The following is a 23,354-nucleotide window of genomic DNA, read 5'->3' on the forward strand; positions in this document are numbered from 1 at the left end:
AAGCATTTCACTGCATGGCAGAAATGCCCAAACTATTCGAAATCCGAAAGAAACTTCCGCAGCAACCTGTCGAGTTCCGCCTTGTCGGCCGCGCTCAGATTTGCGGTCAGCCGTTGCTGGTTGGCGGCATGGGCGTTGACCGCCTCTTCGACAGTGGCAAGCCCCTTGTCGGTCAGCGCAATCAGCACGCTGCGCCGGTCTTCCGGATTGAGGATGCGCTGGACGAAGCCCGCCTTCTCCAGCTGGTCGATCCGGTTCGTCATCGTCCCGGAACTGACCATCGTCATCTCCAGAAGCTCGCCCGGCGAAAGCCGGTGAGGCGCGCCGGAGCGGCGAAGGGTGGCAAGCACATCGAAGGCGGGGGAGGAAAGGCCGTGTTTCAGCAGCACGGTTTCCACTTCGCGGCCGAGATGGGTGCCGAGGCGCTTCAGGCGCCCGAGGATGCCCATCGGTTCAACGTCGAGGTCCGGCCGCTCGCGGCGCCATTGCGCCAGGATCCTGTCGACGTGGTCTTTCTTCTCTTCATCCATGCTTCATCGATAGCAGTCGATATCTTGGCGTCAAGATAAAACGCGTTATGCTGAATTTATCTTGAAATAGAGATTCTTGATATGAAGACAAATCCGCGATACCTCGCCGACGTCCTGACGACCGCCGTGGCGCCGGCCATCTGGGGCAGCACCTATTTCGTCACCACATCCTTCCTGCCCCAGGGCTATCCGCTGACGGTCGCCCTGTTGCGCGCGCTGCCGGCGGGCCTGCTTCTGCTGCTGATCGTTCGGAAGTTGCCGAGGGGAATCTGGTGGGGAAGAGCTTTCATTCTCGGCGCCCTGAACTTCTCGTTCTTCTGGGCGATGCTCTTCGTCTCGGCCTACCGGCTGCCAGGCGGCGTTGCCGCAACGGTCGGCGCCGTGCAGCCGCTGATCGTGATCGCCCTATCGCGGCTTTTCCTCGGCAAGCCGATCCGGCTGCCGGCCGTGCTGGCCGGTCTTACCGGCATGGCCGGCGTTGGATTGCTGGTGTTGACGCCGAAGGCGGGGCTCGATCCAGTCGGGGTGGCCGCCGGGCTCGCCGGCGCCGTCGCGATGGCTTTCGGGACGGTACTGACGCGGCGCTGGGCGCCGCCAGTGTCAAACCTGACATTTACCGCCTGGCAATTGACGGCAGGCGGCCTCCTGTTGCTGCCTTTTGCGCTTTTTCTCGAACCGGCGTTGCCGGCACCGAGCGTCGCAAACATTGCCGGCATCGCCTATCTCGGCCTGATCGGCGCGGCCTTCACCTATCTGCTCTGGTTTCGCGGCCTGTCGCGCATCGAGCCTTCGGCGGTCGCCTCGCTCGGCTTTCTGAGCCCTGTTGTCGCGACCCTACTCGGCTGGGTGGCGCTCGGCCAGAGCCTGGCGCCGGCACAGATCGCCGGTTTCGCCATGGTGCTTGCCGGCGTTTGGCTCAGTCAGCACGCGACGATGCCGGTCAGGCCCATTCGCCCTGGCGCATCACCGGAACCCGCGAACCATCCGACGTGATGCCGTCGATATCGATCTTGTTTGAACCGATCATCCAGTCGATATGGATCAGGCTGGAATTGCCGCCCTGCGCCTTGATCTCTTCCTGGCTCAGTGTCGCGCCGTCAAGGAAGCACTTGGAATAGCACTGGCCGAGCGCGATATGGCAGGAGGCGTTTTCGTCGAACAGCGTGTTGTAGAACAGAATGCCGCTGGCCGAGATCGGCGAGGAATGCGGCACCAGCGCCACTTCGCCGAGCCGGCGCGCGCCGTCGTCGGTATCGAGCACCTTGTTCAACACCTCTTCGCCGCGCGACGCCTTGGCCTCGACGATGCGCCCGCCCTCGAAACGCACCTGGATATTGTCGATCAGCGTGCCCTGGTGCGAAAGCGGCTTGGTACTCGACACATGGCCTTCGACGCGCAGCGCATGCGGCGTGGTGAATACTTCCTCGGTCGGGATGTTCGGATTGCAGGTCACGCCGTTCTTTGCAGTGGAAGCGCCACCATGCCATTCGTGTCCGTCGGCAAGGCCGACCGTCAGGTCGGTGCCGGGTCCCCTGAAATGCAACGCTGCGAAGCGCTCGCCGTTCAGCCAGGCGGAGCGCTTGGCAAGATTGGCATTGTGCTCGGCCCAGGCGGCGATCGGATCGCTGACATCGACGCGCGAGGCGGCAAAGATCGCCTTGGCGAGCTTGGCGATCGCGATCGGCTCCGGGTCGTCGGGGAAAACCACCTTGGCCCAGGACGGATTGGGGTAGGAGACGATGTTCCAGTTGATGTCGAAATTCGAGATCTTTTCCAACGCCGGCTTATAGGCGGTGGAGTTGGCGCGATTGGCGCGGCCGACCTTGCCGGCATCCTGCCCGGACAGCAGCAGCGGATTGTCGCCGGCGACCGCCAGCCGGGCCGCGCCGTTGGCATAGGCCTTGGCCATGCCCTCATAGAGCCAATCGGAGGCGCGATCGAAGCTCTCGTCGCTGCCATGCTGATAGCGCGAAAGCGTCGTTTCCTCGTCGGAATAGAAGGCGGTCACCAGCCCGGCGCCGGCCTGATAGGCGTGTTTGGTGATCAGGCGGACGAGCGGCAGCGCCACGACAGGCGCGGTGACCACCAGATCCTGACCCTCCTGCAACTGCAGCCCGACCTTGACGGCAACTTCGGCAAGCTTCTCCAGCTTGTCGGGATCAATGGTATTCTGGCTCTGGGGCATGAAAGTCATGGTTCAACCTGCCTTCTGTGATCGACGGTGGAAGGCTGGCAGACTTAGACCCGTTTGCGGCGAAAATGAAGCGCGCCGCTGCCGAATTGAAGCGGCCGGATGTCGGTCCGGCCGCTTGGGCGGGCCTCAAGCGGCGGCCGGCTGCCTGAGCAGGATCGAGCTGTGCTTCTCGAGAAACTCCATCAGCCGCAGCGGGTAATCCTCGCCGACGGCGTCCTTGACGCTCGCCCGCGCCGACAGCGCTTGGCGCCAGCGTTTGACCCGCTCGAGCCCGTCGAAAATGCCGCTATCACCAAGCGTGTCGAAAAGATCGAAATAACGGAAGACCGGCGCGAAGACGGCATCGACGAGGCTGAAGCTGCTGCCGGCGAAATAGGGTCCGTCGGTCAGCGCGCCCTCGATCGTCGCGAATTTGGAGATGAGCGCCTGGCGCTTGGCATCCAACTGCGCCGTATCCTGCGCCGTTTCATAACCCCAGAGGTCGGAGAGCACGGAGGAGCCGAATTCCATCCAGCCGCGATGACGGGCGCGGATCAGCGGATCGGCCGGGTGCAGGGCCGCACCCGCTTGGGTTTCCTCCAGATATTCGCAGATGACGCTGCTTTCGAACAGCACGGCTTCGCTGCCATCCGCCTCTTCGATCCGCAGCAGCGGCACCTTGCCGAGCGGCGAGATTTTCAGGAACCAGTCCGGCTTGTTGGCAAGATCGATGTTGATGCGCTCGAAGGCCACGCCTTTTTCGAGAAGCGCGATCGCGGCGCGCTGCACATAGGGGCAGAGATGATGGCTGATGAGGGTAAGCCTGCTCATGGAAATCTCCCGGTGACAATCTATGCAAATGCATCTAATATCGCTTGCCGCGGATTTCAAGATAGATGTAATTGCATTTATGTCGGAAAAAACAGTAGAGCCGAGCGACGCTGCCACCCGTGCGTGGGCGAGCATCATGCGCGCCCGCGAGCGCCTGCTCGGCGCGATCGAAGCCGATCTGAAAGCGGCCGGCATGCCGCCGCTTGCCTGGTATGATGTGCTGTGGGAATTGGCACGGGCGCAGGATGGCAGGCTGCGTCCCTATGAGATCGAAGAGCGGACATTGCTTGCGCAGTATAATCTTTCCCGCCTGATCGACCGGCTGGAAAGGGAAGGGCTGGTCCGCCGTGAAATCTTCACCGAGGACGCACGCGGTCGCTGGGCTGTCATCACCGAGGCCGGCCGGCAGCTGCGCGAGCGCATGTGGGCCGTCTATGCCGGATCGATTAAGACCCATATCGGCTGCAAGCTTGCCGAAAACGAAGCGAAGACGCTTGCCGGTCTGCTCGACCGTTTTCTCTGATCAGGCAATCAGCGGCGCGGCAACTGCCTTCAGGACCTTCAACGCATCCTTCGGATCGAGCCGCACCTGCAGCCCGCGCTGCCCGCCATTGATATAGACCAGCGGTTCGGCAAGGGCCGATGCCTCGATCGCCGTCGGCACGCTCTTCTTCTGGCCGAAGGGGCTGATGCCGCCGACATGATAGCCCGTCAGCCGCTCGGCATCGGCAGGCTTCATCATATTGGCCGACTTGCCGCCAAAGGCGCTCGCGAGCCTCTTCATGCTGACCTCGCGATCCGACGGCACGACGACGCAGACCGGCCTGCCGTCCACCTCCGCCATCAGTGTCTTCAGCACCCGATGCGGCGCCTCGCCGAGCGCTTCCGCCGCCTGCAGCCCGACGCGCTCGGCGTTGGGATCGTAATCATAGGCATGAACGGTGAAGGCGACGCCTGCTTGCGAAAGAAGCTGTGTCGCGCGGGTGGTTTTGGACATTGCTCAGCCCTTGAACATATCCGCGTAGATCTCCGGCTTGAAGCCGACCAGCAGTTTGCCCTTCGTCTCCAGCACCGGCCGCTTGATCATCGACGGCTGGTCGAGCATCAGCGCGATCGCCTTCTCCCGAGTGAGGTTCTCACGCTCGGCATCGGGCAGCTTGCGGAAGGTGGTGCCGGCGCGATTGAGCACGGTATCGAGGCCGGCCTGGTCGATCCAGGCCTCGAGATGGGCACGGTCGATGCCGAGCGCCTTGTAATCGTGAAATTCATGGGCGACGCCGTGCTCTTCCAGCCAGTTGCGGGCCTTCTTCATCGTGTCGCAATTCTTGATGCCATAGATGGTGACGGCCATGCCCGATCGATCTCCCTGTGATGGCGGCGAGATAGCATGCACGAAGGCCGGCGCAAATGCCGTGCGGCGTTTTATCCCCGAACGCGCCGATCTCGGCTCCGCTCAATTCTCCAGCGTGCCGGCCTTGCGCGACGCCTTGCTGGGATTGTCGCAGGCGATCTTCATTAGGTCGCCGCGCCGCCGCACCAGCCGGTCGGACGTTCGGGTCAGGATCAGCCCGTCCTGCGGCGCACGGAGGTCGATGCCGCCGCCCGGCTGGCCTGGCCGCGTGACGATCGTCGCCAGAAGATCACCTTCCGCAATCCTCTCGCCGATGTTGCGATGAAAGAGCACGGCGCCGCCTTCGGGGGCGCGAACAATCTCGATATTGTCGAGCGGCACGGCAGGGCCGGAAAACGCGGCCGGCGGCACCTTCTCCTCGCCGACGATTCCCCGAGCGGCCAGGAAACGCCAGAGCCCGTCCGCATCCTTCTTTGCCAGCAGCGGATCGACGTCGCGCTTGCCACGCAGCTCGACGGTGGCGGAAAGCTTGCCCGGCAACCGGGATCGGCGCTCGCCGGGAACCGCGTATTTCCAGGCAAAGCCGACGGCCTCCTCGAAGGCCGAGCTTTCGCCATCCGAAAGCAGCACGGCCTCCATGGCAAGCGCTGTGGCGAGATCGGCCGCCTCCGGCCAGAAGGTCTCGTCGATATAGGCATATTGCAGCGATTCGTCGTCGCAATGCAGGTCGAGAACGAGATCTGCCCCAAGCGCCATATGCAGCAGCTGACGCTTCAATCTATCGGTAGCCGGATAATCATCGAGGTCGTCAAGCAGCGTGGCGCGGTCGGCAACGGAGATCAGCGGAAAATCCCGGTTGAAATTGGTGCGCGAACCGAGGTCGAAACGGCCCTGCAACTCGCCGAAATGCGATTGCGCCGCACCGATCGGATTGGCCTGCGGCACGATGGTGATATCGCCTGCCACCCGGCCTTCGCTTTCCGCCTGCCGCAGCCGCTCGCAGAGGAAATGCAAGGCTACCGTTCCCGGTAGCTCGCCGGCATGCAGTGCCGCCTGGATATAGACCTTGGGCGCGGGATCACGGCCGGCAAAGCACAGCACCGGCAGCCGCCAAGCCGTTCCCGGCGTATCGCCTGGGATGATGATCTCGGACACGTCCATGTTTTCGTTCTCGCTTGCAATCGACAGGTTTTCCGAGTCTTACGCGCGAAAATCGGGTCAGCGCAAGCCGTAGTCGAGGGACATTGTGCGGTCAGCCGAGCAGTGGCCAGCGATCGATGATGTGGTGTTCGGTTTTTCGAGAACGCTGTGAATGAGCAGGAATTCCTGGGCTGTCCAGGAAGCCGGCCTATCGAGTACCGTCGGCGGAACCGCCTTGCGGTCGTAGAGCAGCGTCATATGCGGGGTGAAATTTGGTTTGATATTGTGCGGCAATCCGGCATTGTGCATGCCGACCCCGAGTTGGACATGAAGTCGGGTGAGCGGTTTCCGCCCGCCTTCGCCGCAGAGCACCAGAGGTCGCGCCGTGCCTTCCCGCCGGAAGCTCATGATCCTGTCGAAGCTGATTGCGATCGGCGCGCCCTCCACCGTGGCGCCGGCCTGGGGCGCCGCAAAGACCACGTCCTCCGGAAGCTCCTCATAGTCGCCGACGCCGATAACGCTCACATGCAGCGTCGTCAGGCGCGGTTGAGCGGAAAGGGAGAAAGCTTTGCCATAGTCATCGGCGATCGAAGCCGCTTGCCGCTCGACGATCGCGGGAGGGCGCAGCGCGAAGAAAAGCCTATGTCCGTCGCCGTTGTTTTCGCCCGGCTGCCCGCGCCGAGTTCGGTCATGGCCGAAATCGAAGGATATCTGGTTCATAGGCTGTCAGGTCGTCATGACCCGCCTCGTCGTTCCAAAAGAGCAATGAAAATACTCCGGCAAGATAGAATATCAAGAACAGAAAAAGAACATCGCGCGCAAGAAACGGGTTGAAACAGCGGCCGCTCCGTACGATTTTGGTGGTAATCGAAAACGCGGAGGCTGTGTCATGGCCGAGACGATCCACCACTATCTCATCTTCGAAACCGCAGGCGGGTTTTGCGGCATCGCCTGGAGCGACGCCGGCATTGCCCGTTTCCAGCTGCCGACGAAAACTGCGGAGGCGACGGAACGGCTCTTGCTGCGTCGCCTGCCGGATGCCGAAGCCGGCGCGCCGACGTCTGATGTGCTGGAGACGGTCGCCGCCGTGAAGCGATACTTCCGGGGCGAGGAAACCGATTTTTCCGGCGTCGAACTCGATCTTGCCGGCCAGGATGATTTCTTCCGAAAAATCTATGCAGCAGCCAGACGCGTCGGCTGGGGCCGCACGACCACTTACGGCGCGCTGGCCAAGGAGCTCGGCGCCGGGCCGGAAGCCGCTCGCGACGTCGGTCAGGCAATGGCGAAGAACCCTGTCGCGCTGATCATCCCCTGCCACCGGGTGTTGGCCGCCGGCGGCAAGATCGGCGGCTTCTCCGCGCCCGGCGGTTCGTCGTCAAAGACCCGGATGCTGGAACTCGAAGGCATCCAACTCGGCCCGCCGCCGCCCGCCCAGCACTCGCTGGGTTTTTAGGCGGCGGCAGGCAGTTCATGAACCGAATGTCAGCGGCTCAATGAGGGCTGGCTGTCGGGCGGATGACGATCTCGCTGACGTCGACGTCATCGGGCTGGCTGATGGCATAGAGGATCGAATTGGCGACGGCCTCGGGGCCGATCGTGACCGCCCTGAAAGCCTTCATCGCGTCCCGCGCTGTGGGATCGGTGATCGTCTCGGCCAGTTCCGACGTCGTGGTGCCGGGAGAAATGACGGTCACCCGGATGCGATCGGTTTCCTGCCGCAGCCCGTCAGAGATCGCCCGGACCGCGTATTTCGTCGCGCAATAGACGGCAGCCGTCGGCGAGACGCTGTGGCCGCCGATCGACGACAGGTTGATGATCTGTCCCGACCCCTGCGCCTTCATGATCGGAAGGGCGGCCGCAATGCCGTAGAGAACGCCCTTGATGTTGACGTCGACCATCCGGTCCCACTCCTCGACCTTGAGGGCCTCGAGCGGCGACAGCGGCATGACGCCGGCATTGTTGACGATGACGTCAAGTCGGCCGAATTCCGACCTGGCAAAGCCTGCGAAAGCTTCCACGTCGGCATGGTCGGTGACGTCGAGCTTTCGCATGCGCACCGTCCCGCCCTTGGCTTCGATTTCACCGACGAGTTTTTCGAGGCGCTCGGTGCGGCGCGCACCGATCACGACATGAGCGCCTGCCGCAGCCAATACCTTTGCCGCGGCCTCTCCGATGCCGCTGCTGGCGCCGGTAATGGCGACGACTTTTCCTTTGATATCAGACATTTCAAGCTCCATTTGCAGGTTGGGGAATTTCGGGGATTGGGTCAGTTCGGGAAATCGGCGCTGAGCGTCGTTTCCGCCCAGGCGTCGAAATTTGCGCGCAGCGCATCGAGCCGTTCGCGGGCGATCTTCAATGCGGGGGCGCCGAGCAGCAGGCGCAGCGGCGGTTCCTCCGCCTCGAAGGCCGATATGATCGCCGTTGCGGCGCGCGCGGGATCGCCCGGCTGCTTGCCCGAGACCGAGCGGGTGGCCTGGCGTCGTTTGCCCGATGTCTCGGCATAATCGTCGATAACAGTCTTCGATTCGACCATCGACCGGCCGGCCCAATCGGTGCGGAAGGCGCCGGGTTCGAGAATGGTCACCTGGATGCCGAGCGGCTTGACCTCATGGGACAGCGATTCCGACAGGGCTTCGACCGCGACTTGGTGGCGTGGTAGTAGCCGGTCGCGGCGAAGGCGACGAGCCCGCCAAGCGAAGAGACGTTGAAGATATGCCCCCGCCGGCGCGAGCGCATGCCGGGCAGAATCTGTTTGGTGACATCGATCAATCCGAACACATTGGTCTCGAACTGGGCGCGTATATTCGCATCCTCGCCCTCTTCGATCGCCGAGAGGTAGCCGTAGCCGGCATTGTTGACCAGCACATCGATCGCGCCGAAATGCGTTTCGACGGCATGAATCGCGGCGGCGATGGAGCGGCTGTCCGTCACATCGAGGGCGAGGGCAAGCGCGCGGTCGCCATGCTTTGCCGTGAGATCGCTTACGGCCTCGGGTCGGCGCGCCGTAATGGCGGCGCGCCAGCCACGGGCGAGAACCGCCTCGGCCAGTGCCCGGCCGAGGCCGGACGATGCGCCTGTTATGAACCAGATGGGTGTGATGGAAGACATGGTCGTCATCCTTTCCGGCCGCGCGACGCGGCCTGTCCTGTGTGAGTTTGCCTTTCGGGCGGGCGCCCTCTCACTTGCGGCGAAACACCATGCCGCCATGGTGGAGGGTATTGCCGTCGACGAAATCGCCGTCGGCGGTGAAGCCGGTGTCGTCCCAATAGTCGATGTGATTTCCGGTGACCTCGTAACGGCCTCGATAGGCGCTTTCCCGGTTGCCGCGAGCTTCGTCATAGCGGCCATTGGGCAGAAGTTCGTGGCGGATGCGGCCGTCATCCGTTACCCACATGCCGATATAGGGATGTTGCTGCATTCTGTTCTCACTTGGCTGTTGACGCATGGGTTTCCGGTCGTTCGGGGCATAGGCTGATGAGGCCGGGATCGCCGCGCCGACCAAGGTGGCCGCGGCGAGAAAATGCAGAACGCCGCTGTTCGAAATGTCTCGCATCGCTCTTCCTTTCGAAGCAGGTCTGCATAAAGCCGTCGGCCGTGCTTGACCTCGATAGGAAGATAGCGTTGCCAATCGGCGCGATTAAGTTGTCAATCAGCGATGCCTTGGTTAGAAATGTTAACCAATGGTCGACGATCTCGAAGGTATCTCTGTCTTTCTTGCGGTGGCGGAGGCGCGCAATTTCCGCCTCGCCGGCGAGCGGCTCGGCGTCACCCGCTCAGCCGTCAGCCAGGCGCTGCAGCGCCTGGAGGATCGGGTCGGTGTCGCCCTGGTTCAGCGCACGACGCGCAGCGTCAGCCTGACCGAAGCCGGCGAAGTGTTCCTTGATGCGGTTCGTCCATCGGTGCGGCAGGTGAGGGATGCGATGCAAACCGTGCGGGAAATGCAGGCACGCCCGAGCGGCTTGCTGAGGATCACCGTTTCCTCGATCGCCGAGAGCTTCCTGTCCGGCACGCTGCTGGCCGGGTTCATGCAGGCCTGCCCTGAGATCAAACTCGATATCACCATCAGCGATGACGAATTCGATATCGTCGAGGCTGGCTTCGATGCGGGTGTGCGGCTCGGCGAGGTGATCGAGCAGGATATGATCGCGATCTCGGTCTCCGGAGAGCAGCGGCAATACGCCGTGGCTTCCCCCGGCTACCTCGAGCGCCGCGGCCAACCCCGCCATCCCCGCGACCTGCAGCACCACGCCTGCATCGGCTGGCGGCCACGCCCCGATACGGCGCCCTATCGCTGGGAATTCATCGAAAACGATCGCGACTTCGACGTCGCCGTCGATCCCGCCGTCACGACCAACGACATGGGAATGATGATCCGCATGGCCTGCGCCGGCGCCGGGATCACCTTCGGCATGGTGGAAACCTTTGCGCCCTATATCGAACGCGGCGAACTCGTGCCGCTGCTGGAAGACTTTTGCCCGCCCTTTCCGGGCTTCTATCTCTATTACCCCAGACGCCAGCGGCAACCGCTGAAGCTGCGGGCGCTGGTGGACTATATCCGCAAGTCCGGCAGGCGGTAGATATGGTCTGCCACAGGCCGATCATGTGTCTCTGAGAGCTGCAACCCGGCTCGACGTTGCCCTTGGCCCGAGGTTTTGCTATCCCCGAGGATCGGTGGCGAGGCCTCTCTTATCGTGCTCGCCTCCATCCGTTGCCGGAGAACCCATGCTGGACGACGTCTTTCCCGTTCCGACCAGGGCCTTGATCCGCCAGGGCGGGCGCGCCTGTTTTTATCGTCTCGTCAATACCAGCCCTCTGTTGTTCCAGGTGCAATCGGGAACCAAGATCGTCATGGCGGATGACAAGCCTTTGCGCTTCGAGACCGGCGCCTTTGGCTTGCTGCCGGACCATCAGCCGTTGACGATGGAGAATATCCCGAAGGCTCCGCAGAAGTATCAGACCCTGGCGCTTCCAATTCCCCGGCAATTGTTCGAGGATGCCTATGTCAGAATGGGATCGGTTGCCGTTCCATCCCGGCCGATCCCCGCAAGTGCCTTAAGCCTGCCGAACGAGGCTGGGGCATTGTTCGAATATTGCTGCCAGCCCGGCAACTTGAGAAACCTTCCCGGCGCCATTGCCAGGGCCCGTTTGATGGAGTTGATCACCTGGTTTGCGCTCTGCGGCGCGGTGCTGGGTGAGAGCCAGAGTGCTAGGCTCGAGGATCGGTTAAGGCAGATGATCGAAAGTGATCCAGCCTTTGATTGGACACTGGCGCATGCGGCAGGCGCGTTCAACATGAGCGAAGCGACGCTGAGGCGCAAGCTGGCGGCCGAGAAGACCGGTTTCACCGAGATCCTGAGCGATACCAGAATGAACCGGGCCCTCGGGCTCATTCACACGACAACCCTGCCCATGGCGCAGGTTGCGCTTGAGGTTGGCTACGATTCACCCTCTCAGTTTTCGGCGCGGTTCAAGGAGCGGTTTGGCGTCAGTCCACGCCATGTGCGCAACGGACCTGAGCGTTTTGAGCGGATCGGGGCAGAAGTTGAGCATAGCGGGGCAGATGCGCTGCCGCAGTGACGATAGTTTTCCGGCGTCATCAACCGCAGGAAAACAGCATGCGTCTCATAACAGCAGCACTTCTCGCCGCATCCGTCTTTAGCGCCACGGCGGCCCACGCCGAAATGAAGCTCACCTCGAAAGATCTGACTTCAGGCAAGTCCATGGCCGATGCACAGGTCTTCAACAGCTTCGGCTGCTCGGGCAAGAACATCTCGCCGGAACTGGCCTGGTCGGGTGCGCCGCAGGCGACCAAGAGCTTCGCCATCATGGCTTACGATCCGGATGCCCCGACCGGCTCCGGCTGGTGGCATTGGTCGGTGTTCAACATCCCGGCAGACGCCGGCAAGATTGTCACTGGCGCAAGCGGTGACAAGAAGCTTCCCGCGGGCGCCGTCGAGGGGCACACCGACTTTGGTACGTCAGGATATGGCGGCGCCTGCCCGCCGGCCGGCGATGCGCCGCACCACTACCAGTTCACCGTCTACGCGCTCTCTGTGGACAAGCTGCCGCTTCCAGATACCGCGCCGGGCGCCATGGTCGGCTTCTATGTCAGGGCAAATACGCTCGACAAGGCCTCCCTCGAAGTCACTTACGGCCGCTGAAAACCGGCTGATCTCCGGTGGCGGGTTCAGGCCGGCCGATAGATCTGCGCCACCGCGCCGCCCGGAAAGGCCTTCGAGCTTATGAGCTTGAGAGGCTGTGGCGCGGTGAGTTCGGAGAATAACGGCAGGCCTTTGCCGAGCGCCACGGGGATCACAAGCAGGGCGAACTGGTCGACCAGTCCCTCAGCGATCAGGCTACGGGCGAAACTCACGCCGCCATGGGCGATAATCGGCTTACCCTCCCGGGCTTTCAACGCCGCGATTTCCTCCGCAAGGTCACCACCTGCCACATAGGCCTCGGCCCAGCTCTCCGCCCCGGGCTGCAGCTCCGCTGCCTGTCCGGTCCCCGCTTTGGCGCTGATGTCGTCGAGCGCCGCCGTCACATTCGCAAGGATCGCCGACCCCTGCCGCGAGAAGACGGCCTTGGGGATCTGGTTCATCGGCGGCGCAAATTCCAGGGTGGAGGTCGGCCAGAAGGGCGCCATGGCAAGGAAGCTGCGGCTCCCCATAATGTGCAGCCCCGCATTCCCTATATACTCAACGCTCCAGGCCTTCGCCTCTTGATCGGCGCCGAACATCCAGCTGTTTCGGCCGTCGAGGTCGCTGACGAAGCCGTCGACCGATATGGACATCTTCAGGATCAGCTCTCTCACGACGTTCTCCTCATTGGGTCCTGGCCCAAGGACGGATCGGATCGACAAATCCCGACAGCTGGCGATCACTTTTAGTCGCATGCCTCCGCCGTCGCCACCGCTCTCTGACGACGGCTTGTCCGACCATCACCGGAGCTGACAGACTGTCACCGTCATCGCTGAATTTTCTCAACCCCGTCAGCGACAGGGAAACTTGTGAGGTCGCGGTTCGCTGGCTATATTACCGGGAAGATATGGAGGCGACCATCAGCAAGGCTCAACAACGCGCAATTCAGAACTATCGCTCCCGGCTCGGAGAGCGCGGTCTTGCGCGCTTCGAGGTCGTTGGGCGCGACGCCGATCGCGACCTCATCAGGTCGATTGCTCGTCGGCTCGCCGAGGATACACCGGAGGCATCCGAATTGCGTTCGGTCGTTAGCAAATCCATCTCCGGAGATGGCCCGCGTAAGGGGGGCATCCTCGCCGCTCTTCGACGCTCTCCCCTTGTGGGCGCCGATCTCGACCTGACGCGACCTCAAACCGAGGGGCGCGAGGTCAAGTTTTGATGCGGTTCCTGCTCGACACCAATATCCTCAGCAATGTGACCAAGCCCGCGCCATCTGAGGCGCTGTTGGCGTGGATGGCGGACCAATCGGACGACGATCTTTTCATCTCCTCTCTTACTGTCGCTGAAATTCAGCGCGGCGTCCTTGAAAAGCCCGCCGGCAACCGCAAGCGTGAACTTGAGGCGTGGTTCTCAGGCCCGGAGGGACCGCAAGCGCTCTTTGCCGGCCGCGTTCTTTCATTCGATGAAAAGGCAGCCTTGGCTTGGGCAAAGCTCATGGCGGAGGGTAAGTCGAGCGGCCGACCGCGTAGTGCCCTCGACACGATCATCGCCGCCATCGCAGAAGCCAACGGCTGCGTTGTCGTTACCGACAACGAGAAGGACTTCCAGGGCGTTCAGATGATCAACCCTCTAAGGGCAACAGAATGAACGGGTTGCGATATCCTCGCCAAAGCCACCGTTTCCCCTGCCACCCTCACTCCCACTCGATCGTGCCTGGCGGCTTCGACGTCACGTCGTAGACCACGCGGTTGATGCCGCGCACCTCGTTGATGATGCGGGTCGCGGCGCGGCCGAGGAATTCCATGTCGTAGTGGTAGAAATCGGCGGTCATGCCGTCGACGGAGGTGACGGCGCGGAGTGCGCAGACGAATTCGTAAGTGCGACCGTCGCCCATGACGCCGACGGTCTGGACGGGGAGCAGCACGGCGAAGGCCTGCCAGATGGCGTCGTAGAGGCCGGCCTTGCGGATTTCGTCGAGATAGATCGCATCGGCTTCGCGCAGGATCTCCAGCTTTTCGCGGCTGATGCCGCCCGGGCAGCGGATTGCAAGACCGGGGCCGGGGAAGGGATGGCGCCCGATGAAGCTGTCGGGAAGGCCGAGTTCGCGGCCGAGCGCGCGCACCTCGTCCTTGAACAGTTCGCGCAGCGGCTCGACGAGCTGCATCTTCATGCGCTCCGGCAGGCCGCCGACATTGTGGTGCGACTTGATCGTCACCGACGGGCCGCCGGTGAAGGAAACGCTTTCGATCACGTCGGGATAGAGTGTGCCCTGGCCGAGGAAATCGGCGCCGCCGAGTTTCTTTGCCTCATCCTCGAAAGTCTCGATGAACAGCCGGCCGATGATCTTGCGCTTGGTTTCCGGGTCGGAGACGCCTTCGAGCTCGCCAATGAAGCGATCGGCTGCATCGACATGGATCAGGTGCAGATTGTAGTGCTCGCGGAACATGGCGACGACACCGGCCGCTTCGTCCTTGCGCATCAGGCCGTGGTCGACGAGGATGCAGGTCAGCTGATCGCCGACCGCCTCGTGGATCAGCAGCGCGGCAACCGAGCTGTCGACGCCGCCCGAAAGGGCGCAGATGACGCGTTTGTCGCCCACCTGCTTGCGGATTTCATCGACCGCCTTCTGGCGATAGGCCGACATCGACCAGTCGCCCTTGATGCCGGCGACGTTGTGAATGAAGTTGCCGATCAGCTTGGCGCCGTCGGGCGTATGCACGACCTCGGGGTGGAACTGCACACCGTAATATTTGCGCTTCTCGTCGGCGATGAAGGCGTAGGGCGCGTTGGAGGAGGTGGCGACCACCTCGAAACCATCGGGCAGCGCCGTGACGCGGTCGCCATGGCTCATCCAGACCTGGTGGCGCGAGCCGGAGGACCAGAGGCCCTCGAACAGCTGGCAGTCCTTGTCGACGTCCAGGAAGGCGCGGCCGAATTCGCGGTGATGGCCGCTCTCGACCTTGCCGCCGAGCTGCATGCACATCGTCTGCTGGCCATAGCAGATGCCGAAGACCGGCAGGCCGCTGTCGAAGATGATCTGCGGCGCCCGCGGCGATCCCTCGTCCACCGTCGAAGCCGGGCTGCCCGAGAGGATCACGGCTTTCGGCTGCAGGCGCTTGAAGCCCTCTTCGGCCGATTGGAAGGGAACGATTTCGCAATAGACACCGGCCTCGCGCACACGCCGTGCGATGAGCTGGGTCACCTGGCTGCCGAAATCGACGATGAGAACGGAGTCGGGATGTGCTGTCTGGGTCATGGCGAGGCTTTAATGAAAAGCGCTTCGCCTTGCAATCCGGGAAATCGGCGGCATCGGGTTTTTATTGTTCCGATTGTCCCAGAGTCCGAAAGACGCGTGGCGTTTTTTGCGCTTAGAACCAGAAAACCCCGTCCTCCAGCGCCGTGAACAGGCTGTCGACGCCATAGGAGAGCTTGCGGTCGACGATATGCAAATATTCGGTCCAGCCGGAAATATGCTGCAGCTCGACCGCGCCGTCGGAAATACCGCGAAGGCCGATCAGCGGCAGCTTGTAACCCTGGCAGGCGCGCAGCACCGCAAAGGTCTCCATATCGACCATGTCGGCGTCGATGCCGCCATAGGCGGGGCCCGAGATGACGTTGCCGCCGGTGGAAAGGCTGGCTTCCGGAATGCCCGGAATGCGCAGCGGCAGCTCGAGTGTCGCCGGCAGGTCGAGGAAAGGTGTCCTGCCCTTTTCGAAGCCGAGCGGCGAGGCGTCCATGTCGCGGTAGGAAACCGAGCTTACCTGGTAAATCTCGGTCTGCTCCAGTTTTGCCGAGCCGGCCGAACCGAGGGAAACCACGAGATCGGGCAGGTCGTCGGCCGCATCGAGCCGCGCCAGCGTCTTGGTCAACGCGACCGCTGCTTCGACCGGGCCGACGCCGGTCATCAACGGTTCGATGCGCGAGCGCAGGAAGGGGCCGTATTCGGCCTCCGCCGCCATGACGAACAGCATGGACTTCCCAGCGACCGACTTCAGTTCGAACTTCATCCCGTAATTCCTTCTCTGCCGCGGATCACCATCATCGTTCCGGTCATGGAGGCGATGAGTTTCGCCGGTCCGTCGCTGATCGCGTAGCCTCGCCCGTCGGCGACGATGATGGTGGAGCCCGGTTTGGTGATTTCGCCGCGAAACAGGAAACGATCGCCACGCCCCGGCGACATAAGATTGACCTTGAACTCGATCGTCAGGATCGAAGCTTCGGGGTCGATGACGCTGTAGGCGGCGAAGCCGCAGGCCGAATCCAGCGCTGCGGAAATGATGCCTGCGTGCAGGATGCCGTGCTGCTGCGTTAGTTTGACGTCGAAGGGAAGCTCGATCTCGACGACGCCGTGCTCGACGCGCGTCAGCTCCGCGCCGATCGTCTGCATCGCCGCCTGGCGCGCAAAATTGCGGCGGATTCGCGCGCGGAAATCGCCCCTGTCAGTCTCGCTCATGGCTACCCCTCTCGAAGCCGCGAAAGTGGCATGGCGCGCTGGATTCGACAAGCTGGACATCGCCGAAATCGATCCGGACGGCGATGGAAACAGCAAGCCGTGTCGCCAGCGCAACCTTTCGCCGTGCTGCCGTTGTGCAAGCCGGTGCGACGGCGATTGCAGCTTCGCGCTCAGCGCGTATTCTCCGGCACCATGTCTCGAAATGAGGGAGCGCCGGCGCATGACGACGATATCGCAATCGGTTCAAAATTTCGAGACCTGGCTGGCTGGCCAACTCGGGGCCGATCTCGTCAAGGACGATCTCCGCGAGAAACACGAGAAGATGCGCAGCGACGATTTTGTCTTCCTGCGCGCCACCTATTGGCGCTGGTGCGAAATCATCTTCGATATCTGCCCGGAACTCGCAAGCGCGCCCGAGGTGCTGGCGATCGGCGATACGCATCTGGAGAATTTCGGCACCTGGCGCGATGCCGAGGGCCGGCTCGTCTGGGGCGTCAACGATTTCGACGATGCGGCTGTCATGCCTTATGCGCTGGATCTCGTTCGCCTTGCGGCAAGCGCCATCCTGGCACGTAATGGCGACGGCCCCACGGTTCGGATGATCGGTGAACTGATCCTCGGCGGCTATCGCCGGGGCCTTGAAAATCCGCTGCCCGTCATCCTTGAGCGCGATCACAAATGGCTGCGCAAGGCGCTGATGCTGCCGAATTCCGAGCGCCGGGAATTCTGGGAGAAATACGAAATGCTGCCTGCCGGCACCGAGCCACCGCCATCGGCCTATATCAAGGCGCTTACCGACGCCATGCCATCAGGCTCCGGACCTTTCGTGGCCAGGCCGCGCAGCGCCGGCACCGGCAGCCTCGGCCGCCCGCGCTTCGTCGCCTATGCCGAATGGCTGGGCGGGCCGGTCCTGCGCGAGGCGAAGGCGCTGCTGCCGTCTGCCTGGTCGCTTTGCCACAGGCCGAAAGACGTAGCGATCCATGCGGGCGAGATCGCCGGCGGGCGGCTGCGCTCGGCCGATCCCCATTATAGCGTCTCCGGCCGTATTCTCGTGCGCCGGCTATCGCCGAACAGCCGCAAGATCGAGATCGACAAACACCCGGAGGTGCTGCTTTCGTCGACAATGCTCGAACTGATGGGCTTCGAAATCGCCAATTGCCATTCCGACGATGCGGCCGCCGCCGCCGCGATCCAGCGGGACTTGCAGGCCAGGGGCCCCGAATGGCTGCATGAGGCGGCGAGGGCCGCGGCATCGAGCATCAGCGCCGAGCAACAGGCCTATGCGCGCGCCCGCTAGAGCAATTTCAGCAAAAGTGCGTAGCGGTTTTGCGTCCTTAAAGCGTGGCAAGCGAATCTGAAGGATCGCGACACGCTTTAAGAGACCCTGACGATGTGCTGGTCCCAGGCGACCTCGCTGCGGGTCGAGAGGAAATCGCCGTCATAGGAGGAGACGGCAAAGCCGCTTCTTGCCGGCGCGATGCCCGCGGCATCCGGGATGGCCGTTTCGGCAAGCACCTTGCCGGTCTTTGCGTCGATGGTCACAGACGCTCCGCCCTTCGGCGACGTCACGCCGACGAGGCCCTCGCTGCGATTGACGGCGATCGCGCCGACATAATTGGCAAGCCTGCGCGTCGTCTGCTCCGGCAGGTCGATGAAGTACAGATCCTCCCCCTTGGCGAAATGGCCGACAAGCGGCGGCAGGTCCTTGCGATGGCCTTCGTACTGGCAGGCGAACCAGATGCGGCCCTTATCGTCGAGATCGACGTGGCGAGTGGAAAGTTCCGCCCATTGCGCCGGCAGCAGATGTTTTTCAACGAGCGCCCCGGTCGCCGCATCGATCAGTACCAGCGAAGGCTGCATCTCCCCGAGATTGAGCTTGGTGCGGCCGAAATCCGGATGTGTCTCGATGCCGCCATTGGCGACGATCAGAAGGCGTCCGTCATCGGAAACCGTCATGTCGTGCGGACCGATGCCGTAGGTTTCGAACTCGCCGATGCGGGTGAAGCGGTTGGTGGCGTCGTAGAGGCCGATCATGCCGCGATTGCCGTCGAAGTCGTTCTCGCTGGCGTAGAGCACACGACCATCGGGGGAGAAGGCGCCATGGCCGTAGAAATGCCGGCCCTCGATAGAATTGATGACGATCGGTTCGCGCTTATTCCGCGGATCGAAAATCATCGCATAGGTGCCGGGCCGGCGGGCGAAGGCGACGGTCATGCCGGTGGCGGCGCTGAAGGCCATGCCGTGGGCGCGCGCGGGAAGCGCCACCTGATCGATGAGTTCGCCGCGCTCCGTCACGGTCGCGACGGCAAAGGAACCGCTCGCTGTACGAATGCCCGAGGCATAGACCGCATCGGTCCGCTCTAGCGCCATCAGCGATTTTGGCGTCAGGGCCGCAAGGAAGCCGAGCCCGGCCGCCTTGACAAAGCTGCGTCGGTCGATTGCGGCGGTTCGCATCATCGCTTCAGTCTCCATCCGAAAAGGAAAAGCCGGCCGAAAGGCCGATGGCGGCGCCATATTCGTCGCTGATCCTGGTGATCAGGTCGCGGCTCTCGGCAAGCAGCGTATCGAGCTTGGCCTTCTCCGCATCGCTGACGGCAACGTCGATGTCGGGATTGAGCTTCGGCACGCTGTCGAGCAGCGATTTGAAGTCCTCGTCGATCGAGGCGGCAACGGCCTGTTTGTCCGGCGGCAGAAGCTCGGCCATGCCGGCCTTCTGCCAGAGCGTGCGCAGGCCGTCGATATTGGCGGCCATCGATTTCCACGTATTCTTGGAGCGCCAGTAGATCGCCATGCGCGGGCGCGGCGCGGTGTCCTTGCCCTTGTAGAATTGTTCCAGCCGCTGGTCGCGGACATTTTCGGCGCCGTGGACGAGAATGCCGAGCAGCGCGGTCACGGCTTCCTTGTTGTCCATGAAATCATTGCTCTGCGGGCCCGGATGTTTCCAGCTCGCCTGCACCCCGTCCGGCTTTTCCCAGGCGGCGACGACCTCGCCGGCCTCTCGCTGGATATTGCCGGCGACCGCCTGGCCGTAAAGGCAGCGGAAGCCGCCCTTCTGGCCGACGAGATTTTCGGAGCCATTGCCGTAAAGCACGTATTCCAGCGCCGTCAGGCCCTGCAGCGCCACGCTCTTGCCGGCGATCGCATCGACCGTCGCATCCTTCGGGTCGGCCTTGGCGATCAGCGCCTGCACCTGCTTCAGGCCGACGCCCTTGCGGTCGGGATAAAACAGGATGTGCTCGAAGAGATTGTCCTGGATGACCGGTCCGGTCTGGACGATCTCGATGATCGACCAGTAGCGGATCGTATCGTCGAAGGCGGATTTCGCCTTGTCGAGCGTCTGCTGCGTGCCGTCGCTGCAAAGATCCTTCATCGCCGTCGTCAGCCGGGCGGCCGATTGCTGCATATTGCGGTAGCCCGGGCGGATCGCCTCGTCGACGGCGCGCTGCATGACGGCGGGAACGGCATCCTCGTTCAGCCCTGCCGGAGGAGCGGCGGTCTGGGCGGCCGCCGATGTGGCGAGGCCGATCAGAGTGAGGCAGAGCAGGGGGTGCCATAGGCGCATCAAAGTGACTCCAGGAATGTAATCAGGGCCTCCCTGTCGTCTCTCGACAGGGAGGAGAAAGCGTTGCGGGCCTTTTCAGCTTCGCCGCCGTGCCAGAGGATCGCCTCGGTGAGATTCCGCGCACGGCCGTCATGCAGGAAAAAGCTGTGTCCGCTGACAGTCCGGGTCAGTCCTATACCCCATAGCGGTGGCGTGCGCCATTCACGTCCGCTTGCAAGGCCGACCTGCTGCCCGTCGGCAAGTCCGTCGCCCATATCGTGCAGAAGAAAATCGGAATATGGCCAGATCAGCTGGAAGGACTGCGCCTTGTCTGGCGCATCCCGGCGGGTGACGAACTTCGGCACATGGCAGGAAATGCAGCCGGTTTCGTAGAAAAACTTCTTGCCCTTCAGCGTCTCGGGGAAACTCGCCTTGCGGCGTGAGGGAACGGCAAGGTTTTCGGAGTAGAAGGTCACGAGGTCGAGAATAGGCCCCGGCGCTTCCTCCGCGCCCAGCCGTTTCTGCACGCCGGTCGGCATATTGAGGCATTTTACTTCCGCCTTGGTGCAATCGCCGTGCGCGTCCGGGTGGTCGGGCGTGGAGATGCCGATATCATTGGCGAAGGCATTGGCATTCTGGTCGCGCACCGTGGCGTTCTGCGCCTTCCAGCCAAAGCGGCCAAGCACGATCGCGCCGCTGCGGTGATCGCGTACGATCGCCGCCTTGCCGGAAATGCCGTCGCCATCGGCATCGTCAGGATCGGCATGGGCCAGGATATCGGCTTGAGGAATGGCCTCGATCAGCCCGAGGCCGATCATCGCAGGAGCGACACGCGCCGATATCGTCGTCGCCGGATCGAGCGGTCCGTAGGCAAGGTCGGTCACCGCGTAATGCGGCCGGCGCAGCGACACCGTCTCGCCGTCGCCAAGCGTCGCCGCCTCCTCATCATAGTCGATCGTCATCCGTCCTTCGGCGGCAAGTCCGGGAACGGCAAGATCCTGCAACTGATGGCCATAGACCGGATCGGGGAAATTGAGGATATCGGCGCTTGCGATCGTCTTTTCTTCCTCCGGCGTTCCGGCCGCGCGAGAAAGCCGCAGGAACATCGAGACGGCACTTGGGCCGCCCTCCGGCGGTTTGCCGCGGCCGTCATTGACATGACAGCTCATGCAGGAGCGGGCGTTAAACAGCGGCCCGAGGCCATCGGAGGCCTGCGTCGAGGAGGGTGAGGAAACCCAGAGCCTGCGGAACAGCGCATTGCCGAGCTTGAAATTCTGCTCTTCCTCGAAGGGGATGTTGGCCGAAATATGCGAGAAGCTATCTTCGGTGACCGGATCGATCGAGGTCGTTCCACCTGCCTGCATGGCTTCGTATTGTTCGGCCTTCGAAAAATCCGTAGTCGGCCGCGTCACGTCGGCGACGCGCTTCAGATCGGCCTCGGAAAGGTCGGTGCGTTTCGCCGGCAGATCGAAACCGGCGGCAAGAGCGACGGGCGCTCCTGCAAGGGCGGCGAAAGCGGCGATGCGGATGGATAGGCGGAATTTTGAGAAGAGGCGAATATTCCGAGCGGCAGACTCGCCGGTGCTGGTTCGCGCTTCCCTTGATGCTCCCTCATTCCTGTGCTCGTCACAGGAATCCAGTGCGCCCAAGTCCTTGGGCGCGGAAGACTTCCCTTTGACCGAGTCGTTCACGGCGCCGACGCGCCGTGGCTGGATTCCTGTGACATCCCTCGGGCAAAGCCCTGAGGACACAGGAATGAGGGAAGTAATAGATGGCATTTCAAGAGTCCGGGCCGCTCCGGCTGTCGAAGCGGCCCGCCTTTTGCTTATTTGAAGACGGCGTTAGGATTATCCAAGCTGTCGGAACCTTCAAGCTGAACCGTACCGAGATCGAGTGCGGCAATAACGCGCTGTACCGATTTCGTCTGGTCGATCAGTCCGTCGATGGCGGCCTGGACGACGGCGTTGCCGTCCTTGTTGCCCTCGGCGATCATCTGGTCGTACTTCTCGACCGTCTCGCCGCGCTTGGCCATGGCATTCATCGCATCGAGCGTCTTGTTGAGCTTGCCTTCCATCTCGGCGTCGACCGCCTTGTCCTTGGCAGCGACGAGATCGTGCAGCGACGGGCCGCTGAGCTTGGTGCCGTCGACGCGGGTATAGTTGCCAGTATAGGCGGCGGCGATGCCGATCGCGTCGTTGAGGTGCGAATTGTAGGTATTGTCCGAGAAGCAATCATGCTCTTCCTCAGGATCGTGCAGCAGCAGGCCGAGCTTCATGCGCTCGCCGGCAAGCTCGCCGTAGGAGAGCGAACCCATGCCCGTCAGGATCGCCACGAGGCCGGCCTTCGGGTCGGCTTCGACGTGCTTCGTCGCAGCGCCGTCCGCCTTCCAATTGTCGGTCATTTCCTGCAGGTCGGACACCAAGAGGGTCGAGGCGGATTTCAGATATTCGGCGCGGCGGTCGCAATTGCCGTGCGTGCAATTCTTCAGGTCGTAATCGGTTGCCGGGCGGTCGCCGGCGCCGGGGCCGGTGCCGTTCAGATCCTGGCCCCAGAGCAGGAATTCGATGGCGTGGTAGCCGGTGGCAACATTGGCTTCGATGCCGCCGGCCTCGGCGAGCGTGCCGGAGAGGAATTCCGGGGTCAGCTTGGAAGCATCGACATCCTTGCCGTCGATCTTGATCGTCTTGTTGGCAATGACATTGGCCACATAGAGAGAGTTTTCGTCGCTCTCGGTGCCATAGGAGGTATCGACATAGTCGATCAGGCCTTCATCGAGCGGCCATGCGTTGACCTTGCCTTCCCAGCCGTCGACGATCGGGTTGCCGAAACGATAGACTTCCGTCTGCTGATACGGAACGCGCGCCTTGATCCAGGCGTCCCGGGCCGCCTTCAGCGTCGCATCGGTCGGCGCCTTCAAAAAGGCGTCGATCGCGGCGTCGAGCGCCTTGGCCGTCGTCAGCGAGTCTTCGTATTTCGCATGCGCGACGTCGGCATAATGTTTCACCACGGCGGCGGCATCGGTCTCGGCCTGCGCGGGAAGGGCGAGCAGGGCGGCGGGGGCAATCGCCAGCACGGCTGCGCGGAATGTATTGAGCTTCATGATCCTCTCCTGTGACGGGATTTTCCGTCTAATCGGGCTCCGTCTCTTCGCGCAAAAGCAAACTGGTGTCAAACACTCTAGTTTGGAATAGTTTT

The 23,354-nt window shown here is 62.7% G+C and carries 25 protein-coding genes and 2 pseudogenes; 9 read left to right on the forward strand and 18 right to left on the reverse strand.

The window, feature by feature from the left end:
• Positions 1 to 32: 32 nt before the first annotated feature.
• Positions 33 to 530: a MarR family winged helix-turn-helix transcriptional regulator gene (locus RLEG4DRAFT_RS34015; protein WP_003583653.1), complete on the reverse strand. Its 498-nt coding sequence runs from the start codon at positions 528 to 530 to the stop codon at positions 33 to 35.
• Positions 531 to 611: 81 nt separating this feature from the next.
• On the opposite strand from RLEG4DRAFT_RS34015, the gene RLEG4DRAFT_RS34020 reads away from it, so the two are divergent.
• The gene (locus RLEG4DRAFT_RS34020; RefSeq protein WP_003583654.1) at positions 612 to 1,523 is read left to right on the forward strand and encodes an EamA family transporter; all 912 of its coding nucleotides are present in this window, start codon (positions 612 to 614) and stop codon (positions 1,521 to 1,523) included.
• Here RLEG4DRAFT_RS34020 and RLEG4DRAFT_RS34025 read toward each other — a convergent pair.
• Complete coding sequence (locus tag RLEG4DRAFT_RS34025; RefSeq protein WP_003583656.1) at positions 1,471 to 2,724, reverse strand: aminopeptidase; 1,254 nt, start codon at positions 2,722 to 2,724, stop codon at positions 1,471 to 1,473. The two genes, RLEG4DRAFT_RS34020 and RLEG4DRAFT_RS34025, sit on opposite strands and share 53 nt — an antisense overlap.
• A 126-nt stretch (positions 2,725 to 2,850) precedes the next feature.
• Positions 2,851 to 3,534: a glutathione S-transferase family protein gene (locus RLEG4DRAFT_RS34030; RefSeq protein WP_003583658.1), complete on the reverse strand. Its 684-nt coding sequence runs from the start codon at positions 3,532 to 3,534 to the stop codon at positions 2,851 to 2,853.
• Between the two features lie 79 nt (positions 3,535 to 3,613).
• Here RLEG4DRAFT_RS34030 and RLEG4DRAFT_RS34035 point away from each other — a divergent pair, with 79 nt between their 5' ends.
• The gene (locus RLEG4DRAFT_RS34035; protein ID WP_003583659.1) at positions 3,614 to 4,057 is read left to right on the forward strand and encodes a MarR family winged helix-turn-helix transcriptional regulator; all 444 of its coding nucleotides are present in this window, start codon (positions 3,614 to 3,616) and stop codon (positions 4,055 to 4,057) included.
• On the opposite strand, the gene ybaK is transcribed toward RLEG4DRAFT_RS34035, so the two are convergent.
• From ybaK to RLEG4DRAFT_RS34055, 4 genes and pseudogenes are all read right to left on the reverse strand, one after another.
• Positions 4,058 to 4,531: a Cys-tRNA(Pro) deacylase gene (gene ybaK / locus RLEG4DRAFT_RS34040; protein ID WP_003583661.1), complete on the reverse strand. Its 474-nt coding sequence runs from the start codon at positions 4,529 to 4,531 to the stop codon at positions 4,058 to 4,060.
• A 3-nt stretch (positions 4,532 to 4,534) separates the two neighbouring features.
• Positions 4,535 to 4,885 (reverse strand): ArsC family reductase, encoded by a 351-nt coding sequence (locus RLEG4DRAFT_RS34045; protein WP_003583663.1) that lies wholly within the window; start codon positions 4,883 to 4,885, stop codon positions 4,535 to 4,537.
• 102 nt (positions 4,886 to 4,987) lie between these two features.
• Positions 4,988 to 6,046 carry a succinylglutamate desuccinylase/aspartoacylase family protein gene (locus RLEG4DRAFT_RS34050; protein WP_003583666.1) on the reverse strand — a complete coding sequence of 353 codons (1,059 nt, stop codon included), beginning with the start codon at positions 6,044 to 6,046 and terminating at the stop codon, positions 4,988 to 4,990.
• A gap of 91 nt (positions 6,047 to 6,137) precedes the next feature.
• Positions 6,138 to 6,745 (reverse strand): annotated as a pseudogene (locus RLEG4DRAFT_RS34055) (2'-5' RNA ligase family protein).
• 169 nt (positions 6,746 to 6,914) lie between these two features.
• Here RLEG4DRAFT_RS34055 and RLEG4DRAFT_RS34060 point away from each other — a divergent pair.
• On the forward strand, positions 6,915 to 7,478 hold the full coding sequence (locus RLEG4DRAFT_RS34060) for a methylated-DNA--[protein]-cysteine S-methyltransferase (RefSeq protein WP_003583670.1): 564 nt from the start codon (positions 6,915 to 6,917) through the stop codon (positions 7,476 to 7,478).
• Between the two features lie 37 nt (positions 7,479 to 7,515).
• On the opposite strand, the gene RLEG4DRAFT_RS34065 is transcribed toward RLEG4DRAFT_RS34060, so the two are convergent.
• The 3 genes and pseudogenes from RLEG4DRAFT_RS34065 to RLEG4DRAFT_RS39540 all read right to left on the reverse strand — a co-directional run bounded on the left by RLEG4DRAFT_RS34065 (position 7,516) and on the right by RLEG4DRAFT_RS39540 (position 9,578).
• On the reverse strand, positions 7,516 to 8,250 hold the full coding sequence (locus RLEG4DRAFT_RS34065) for an SDR family oxidoreductase (protein ID WP_003583671.1): 735 nt from the start codon (positions 8,248 to 8,250) through the stop codon (positions 7,516 to 7,518).
• A gap of 41 nt (positions 8,251 to 8,291) precedes the next feature.
• Positions 8,292 to 9,142, reverse strand: a pseudogene (locus RLEG4DRAFT_RS34070) (oxidoreductase).
• Positions 9,143 to 9,203: 61 nt separating this feature from the next.
• On the reverse strand, positions 9,204 to 9,578 hold the full coding sequence (locus tag RLEG4DRAFT_RS39540) for an Atu4866 domain-containing protein (RefSeq protein WP_003583675.1): 375 nt from the start codon (positions 9,576 to 9,578) through the stop codon (positions 9,204 to 9,206).
• 127 nt (positions 9,579 to 9,705) lie between these two features.
• Between RLEG4DRAFT_RS39540 and RLEG4DRAFT_RS34080 the strand changes: the two genes are divergently transcribed.
• From RLEG4DRAFT_RS34080 to RLEG4DRAFT_RS34090, 3 genes are all read left to right on the forward strand, one after another.
• Positions 9,706 to 10,602 carry a LysR family transcriptional regulator gene (locus tag RLEG4DRAFT_RS34080; RefSeq protein ID WP_003583677.1) on the forward strand — a complete coding sequence of 299 codons (897 nt, stop codon included), beginning with the start codon at positions 9,706 to 9,708 and terminating at the stop codon, positions 10,600 to 10,602.
• Positions 10,603 to 10,747: 145 nt separating this feature from the next.
• On the forward strand, positions 10,748 to 11,602 hold the full coding sequence (locus RLEG4DRAFT_RS34085) for an AraC family transcriptional regulator (protein WP_003583679.1): 855 nt from the start codon (positions 10,748 to 10,750) through the stop codon (positions 11,600 to 11,602).
• 38 nt (positions 11,603 to 11,640) lie between these two features.
• Positions 11,641 to 12,186, forward strand: coding sequence for a YbhB/YbcL family Raf kinase inhibitor-like protein (locus tag RLEG4DRAFT_RS34090; RefSeq protein WP_003583681.1), 546 nt, complete (start codon positions 11,641 to 11,643; stop codon positions 12,184 to 12,186).
• Between the two features lie 26 nt (positions 12,187 to 12,212).
• Here the strand turns inward: RLEG4DRAFT_RS34090 and RLEG4DRAFT_RS34095 are convergent, their stop codons facing one another.
• The gene (locus RLEG4DRAFT_RS34095; protein WP_003583682.1) at positions 12,213 to 12,839 is read right to left on the reverse strand and encodes a dihydrofolate reductase family protein; all 627 of its coding nucleotides are present in this window, start codon (positions 12,837 to 12,839) and stop codon (positions 12,213 to 12,215) included.
• Between the two features lie 233 nt (positions 12,840 to 13,072).
• On the opposite strand from RLEG4DRAFT_RS34095, the gene RLEG4DRAFT_RS34100 reads away from it, so the two are divergent.
• The gene (locus RLEG4DRAFT_RS34100) at positions 13,073 to 13,384 is read left to right on the forward strand and encodes a hypothetical protein (RefSeq protein ID WP_003583683.1); all 312 of its coding nucleotides are present in this window, start codon (positions 13,073 to 13,075) and stop codon (positions 13,382 to 13,384) included.
• Positions 13,384 to 13,812: a type II toxin-antitoxin system VapC family toxin gene (locus RLEG4DRAFT_RS34105; protein ID WP_003583685.1), complete on the forward strand. Its 429-nt coding sequence runs from the start codon at positions 13,384 to 13,386 to the stop codon at positions 13,810 to 13,812. Before RLEG4DRAFT_RS34100 ends, RLEG4DRAFT_RS34105 begins: the two co-directional genes overlap by 1 nt.
• Positions 13,813 to 13,858: 46 nt before the next feature.
• Here the strand turns inward: RLEG4DRAFT_RS34105 and guaA are convergent, their stop codons facing one another.
• From guaA to RLEG4DRAFT_RS34120, 3 genes are all read right to left on the reverse strand, one after another.
• Entirely contained in the window at positions 13,859 to 15,421 is a 1,563-nt protein-coding gene (gene guaA, locus RLEG4DRAFT_RS34110; protein WP_003583686.1) for a glutamine-hydrolyzing GMP synthase, read from the reverse strand.
• 112 nt (positions 15,422 to 15,533) lie between these two features.
• Entirely contained in the window at positions 15,534 to 16,172 is a 639-nt protein-coding gene (locus tag RLEG4DRAFT_RS34115; protein ID WP_003583688.1) for a 5'-methylthioadenosine/S-adenosylhomocysteine nucleosidase, read from the reverse strand.
• On the reverse strand, positions 16,169 to 16,618 hold the full coding sequence (locus RLEG4DRAFT_RS34120; protein ID WP_003583690.1) for a PaaI family thioesterase: 450 nt from the start codon (positions 16,616 to 16,618) through the stop codon (positions 16,169 to 16,171). The genes RLEG4DRAFT_RS34115 and RLEG4DRAFT_RS34120 overlap by 4 nt, the downstream gene beginning before the upstream one ends.
• 220 nt (positions 16,619 to 16,838) lie before the next feature.
• On the opposite strand from RLEG4DRAFT_RS34120, the gene RLEG4DRAFT_RS34125 reads away from it, so the two are divergent.
• A complete protein-coding gene (locus RLEG4DRAFT_RS34125; protein ID WP_003583691.1) occupies positions 16,839 to 17,915 on the forward strand; it encodes a DUF2252 family protein in 1,077 nt (358 codons plus the stop codon).
• 77 nt (positions 17,916 to 17,992) lie between these two features.
• Here the strand turns inward: RLEG4DRAFT_RS34125 and RLEG4DRAFT_RS34130 are convergent, their stop codons facing one another.
• Genes RLEG4DRAFT_RS34130 through RLEG4DRAFT_RS34145 form a run of 4 tightly spaced genes read right to left on the reverse strand, consistent with a single transcriptional unit; the run spans position 17,993 to position 23,259 of the window.
• Complete coding sequence (locus RLEG4DRAFT_RS34130; protein ID WP_003583693.1) at positions 17,993 to 19,075, reverse strand: DUF1513 domain-containing protein; 1,083 nt, start codon at positions 19,073 to 19,075, stop codon at positions 17,993 to 17,995.
• Positions 19,076 to 19,079: 4 nt separating this feature from the next.
• The gene (locus tag RLEG4DRAFT_RS34135) at positions 19,080 to 20,180 is read right to left on the reverse strand and encodes an imelysin family protein (protein WP_003583695.1); all 1,101 of its coding nucleotides are present in this window, start codon (positions 20,178 to 20,180) and stop codon (positions 19,080 to 19,082) included.
• Complete coding sequence (locus RLEG4DRAFT_RS34140; protein WP_003583697.1) at positions 20,180 to 21,937, reverse strand: di-heme oxidoredictase family protein; 1,758 nt, start codon at positions 21,935 to 21,937, stop codon at positions 20,180 to 20,182. Before RLEG4DRAFT_RS34140 ends, RLEG4DRAFT_RS34135 begins: the two co-directional genes overlap by 1 nt.
• Before the next feature lie 47 nt (positions 21,938 to 21,984).
• Positions 21,985 to 23,259 carry an imelysin family protein gene (locus RLEG4DRAFT_RS34145; RefSeq protein WP_003583699.1) on the reverse strand — a complete coding sequence of 425 codons (1,275 nt, stop codon included), beginning with the start codon at positions 23,257 to 23,259 and terminating at the stop codon, positions 21,985 to 21,987.
• Between the last annotated feature and the right edge of the window lie 95 nt (positions 23,260 to 23,354).

It is taken from the genome of Rhizobium leguminosarum bv. trifolii WSM2297 (assembly GCF_000271845.1).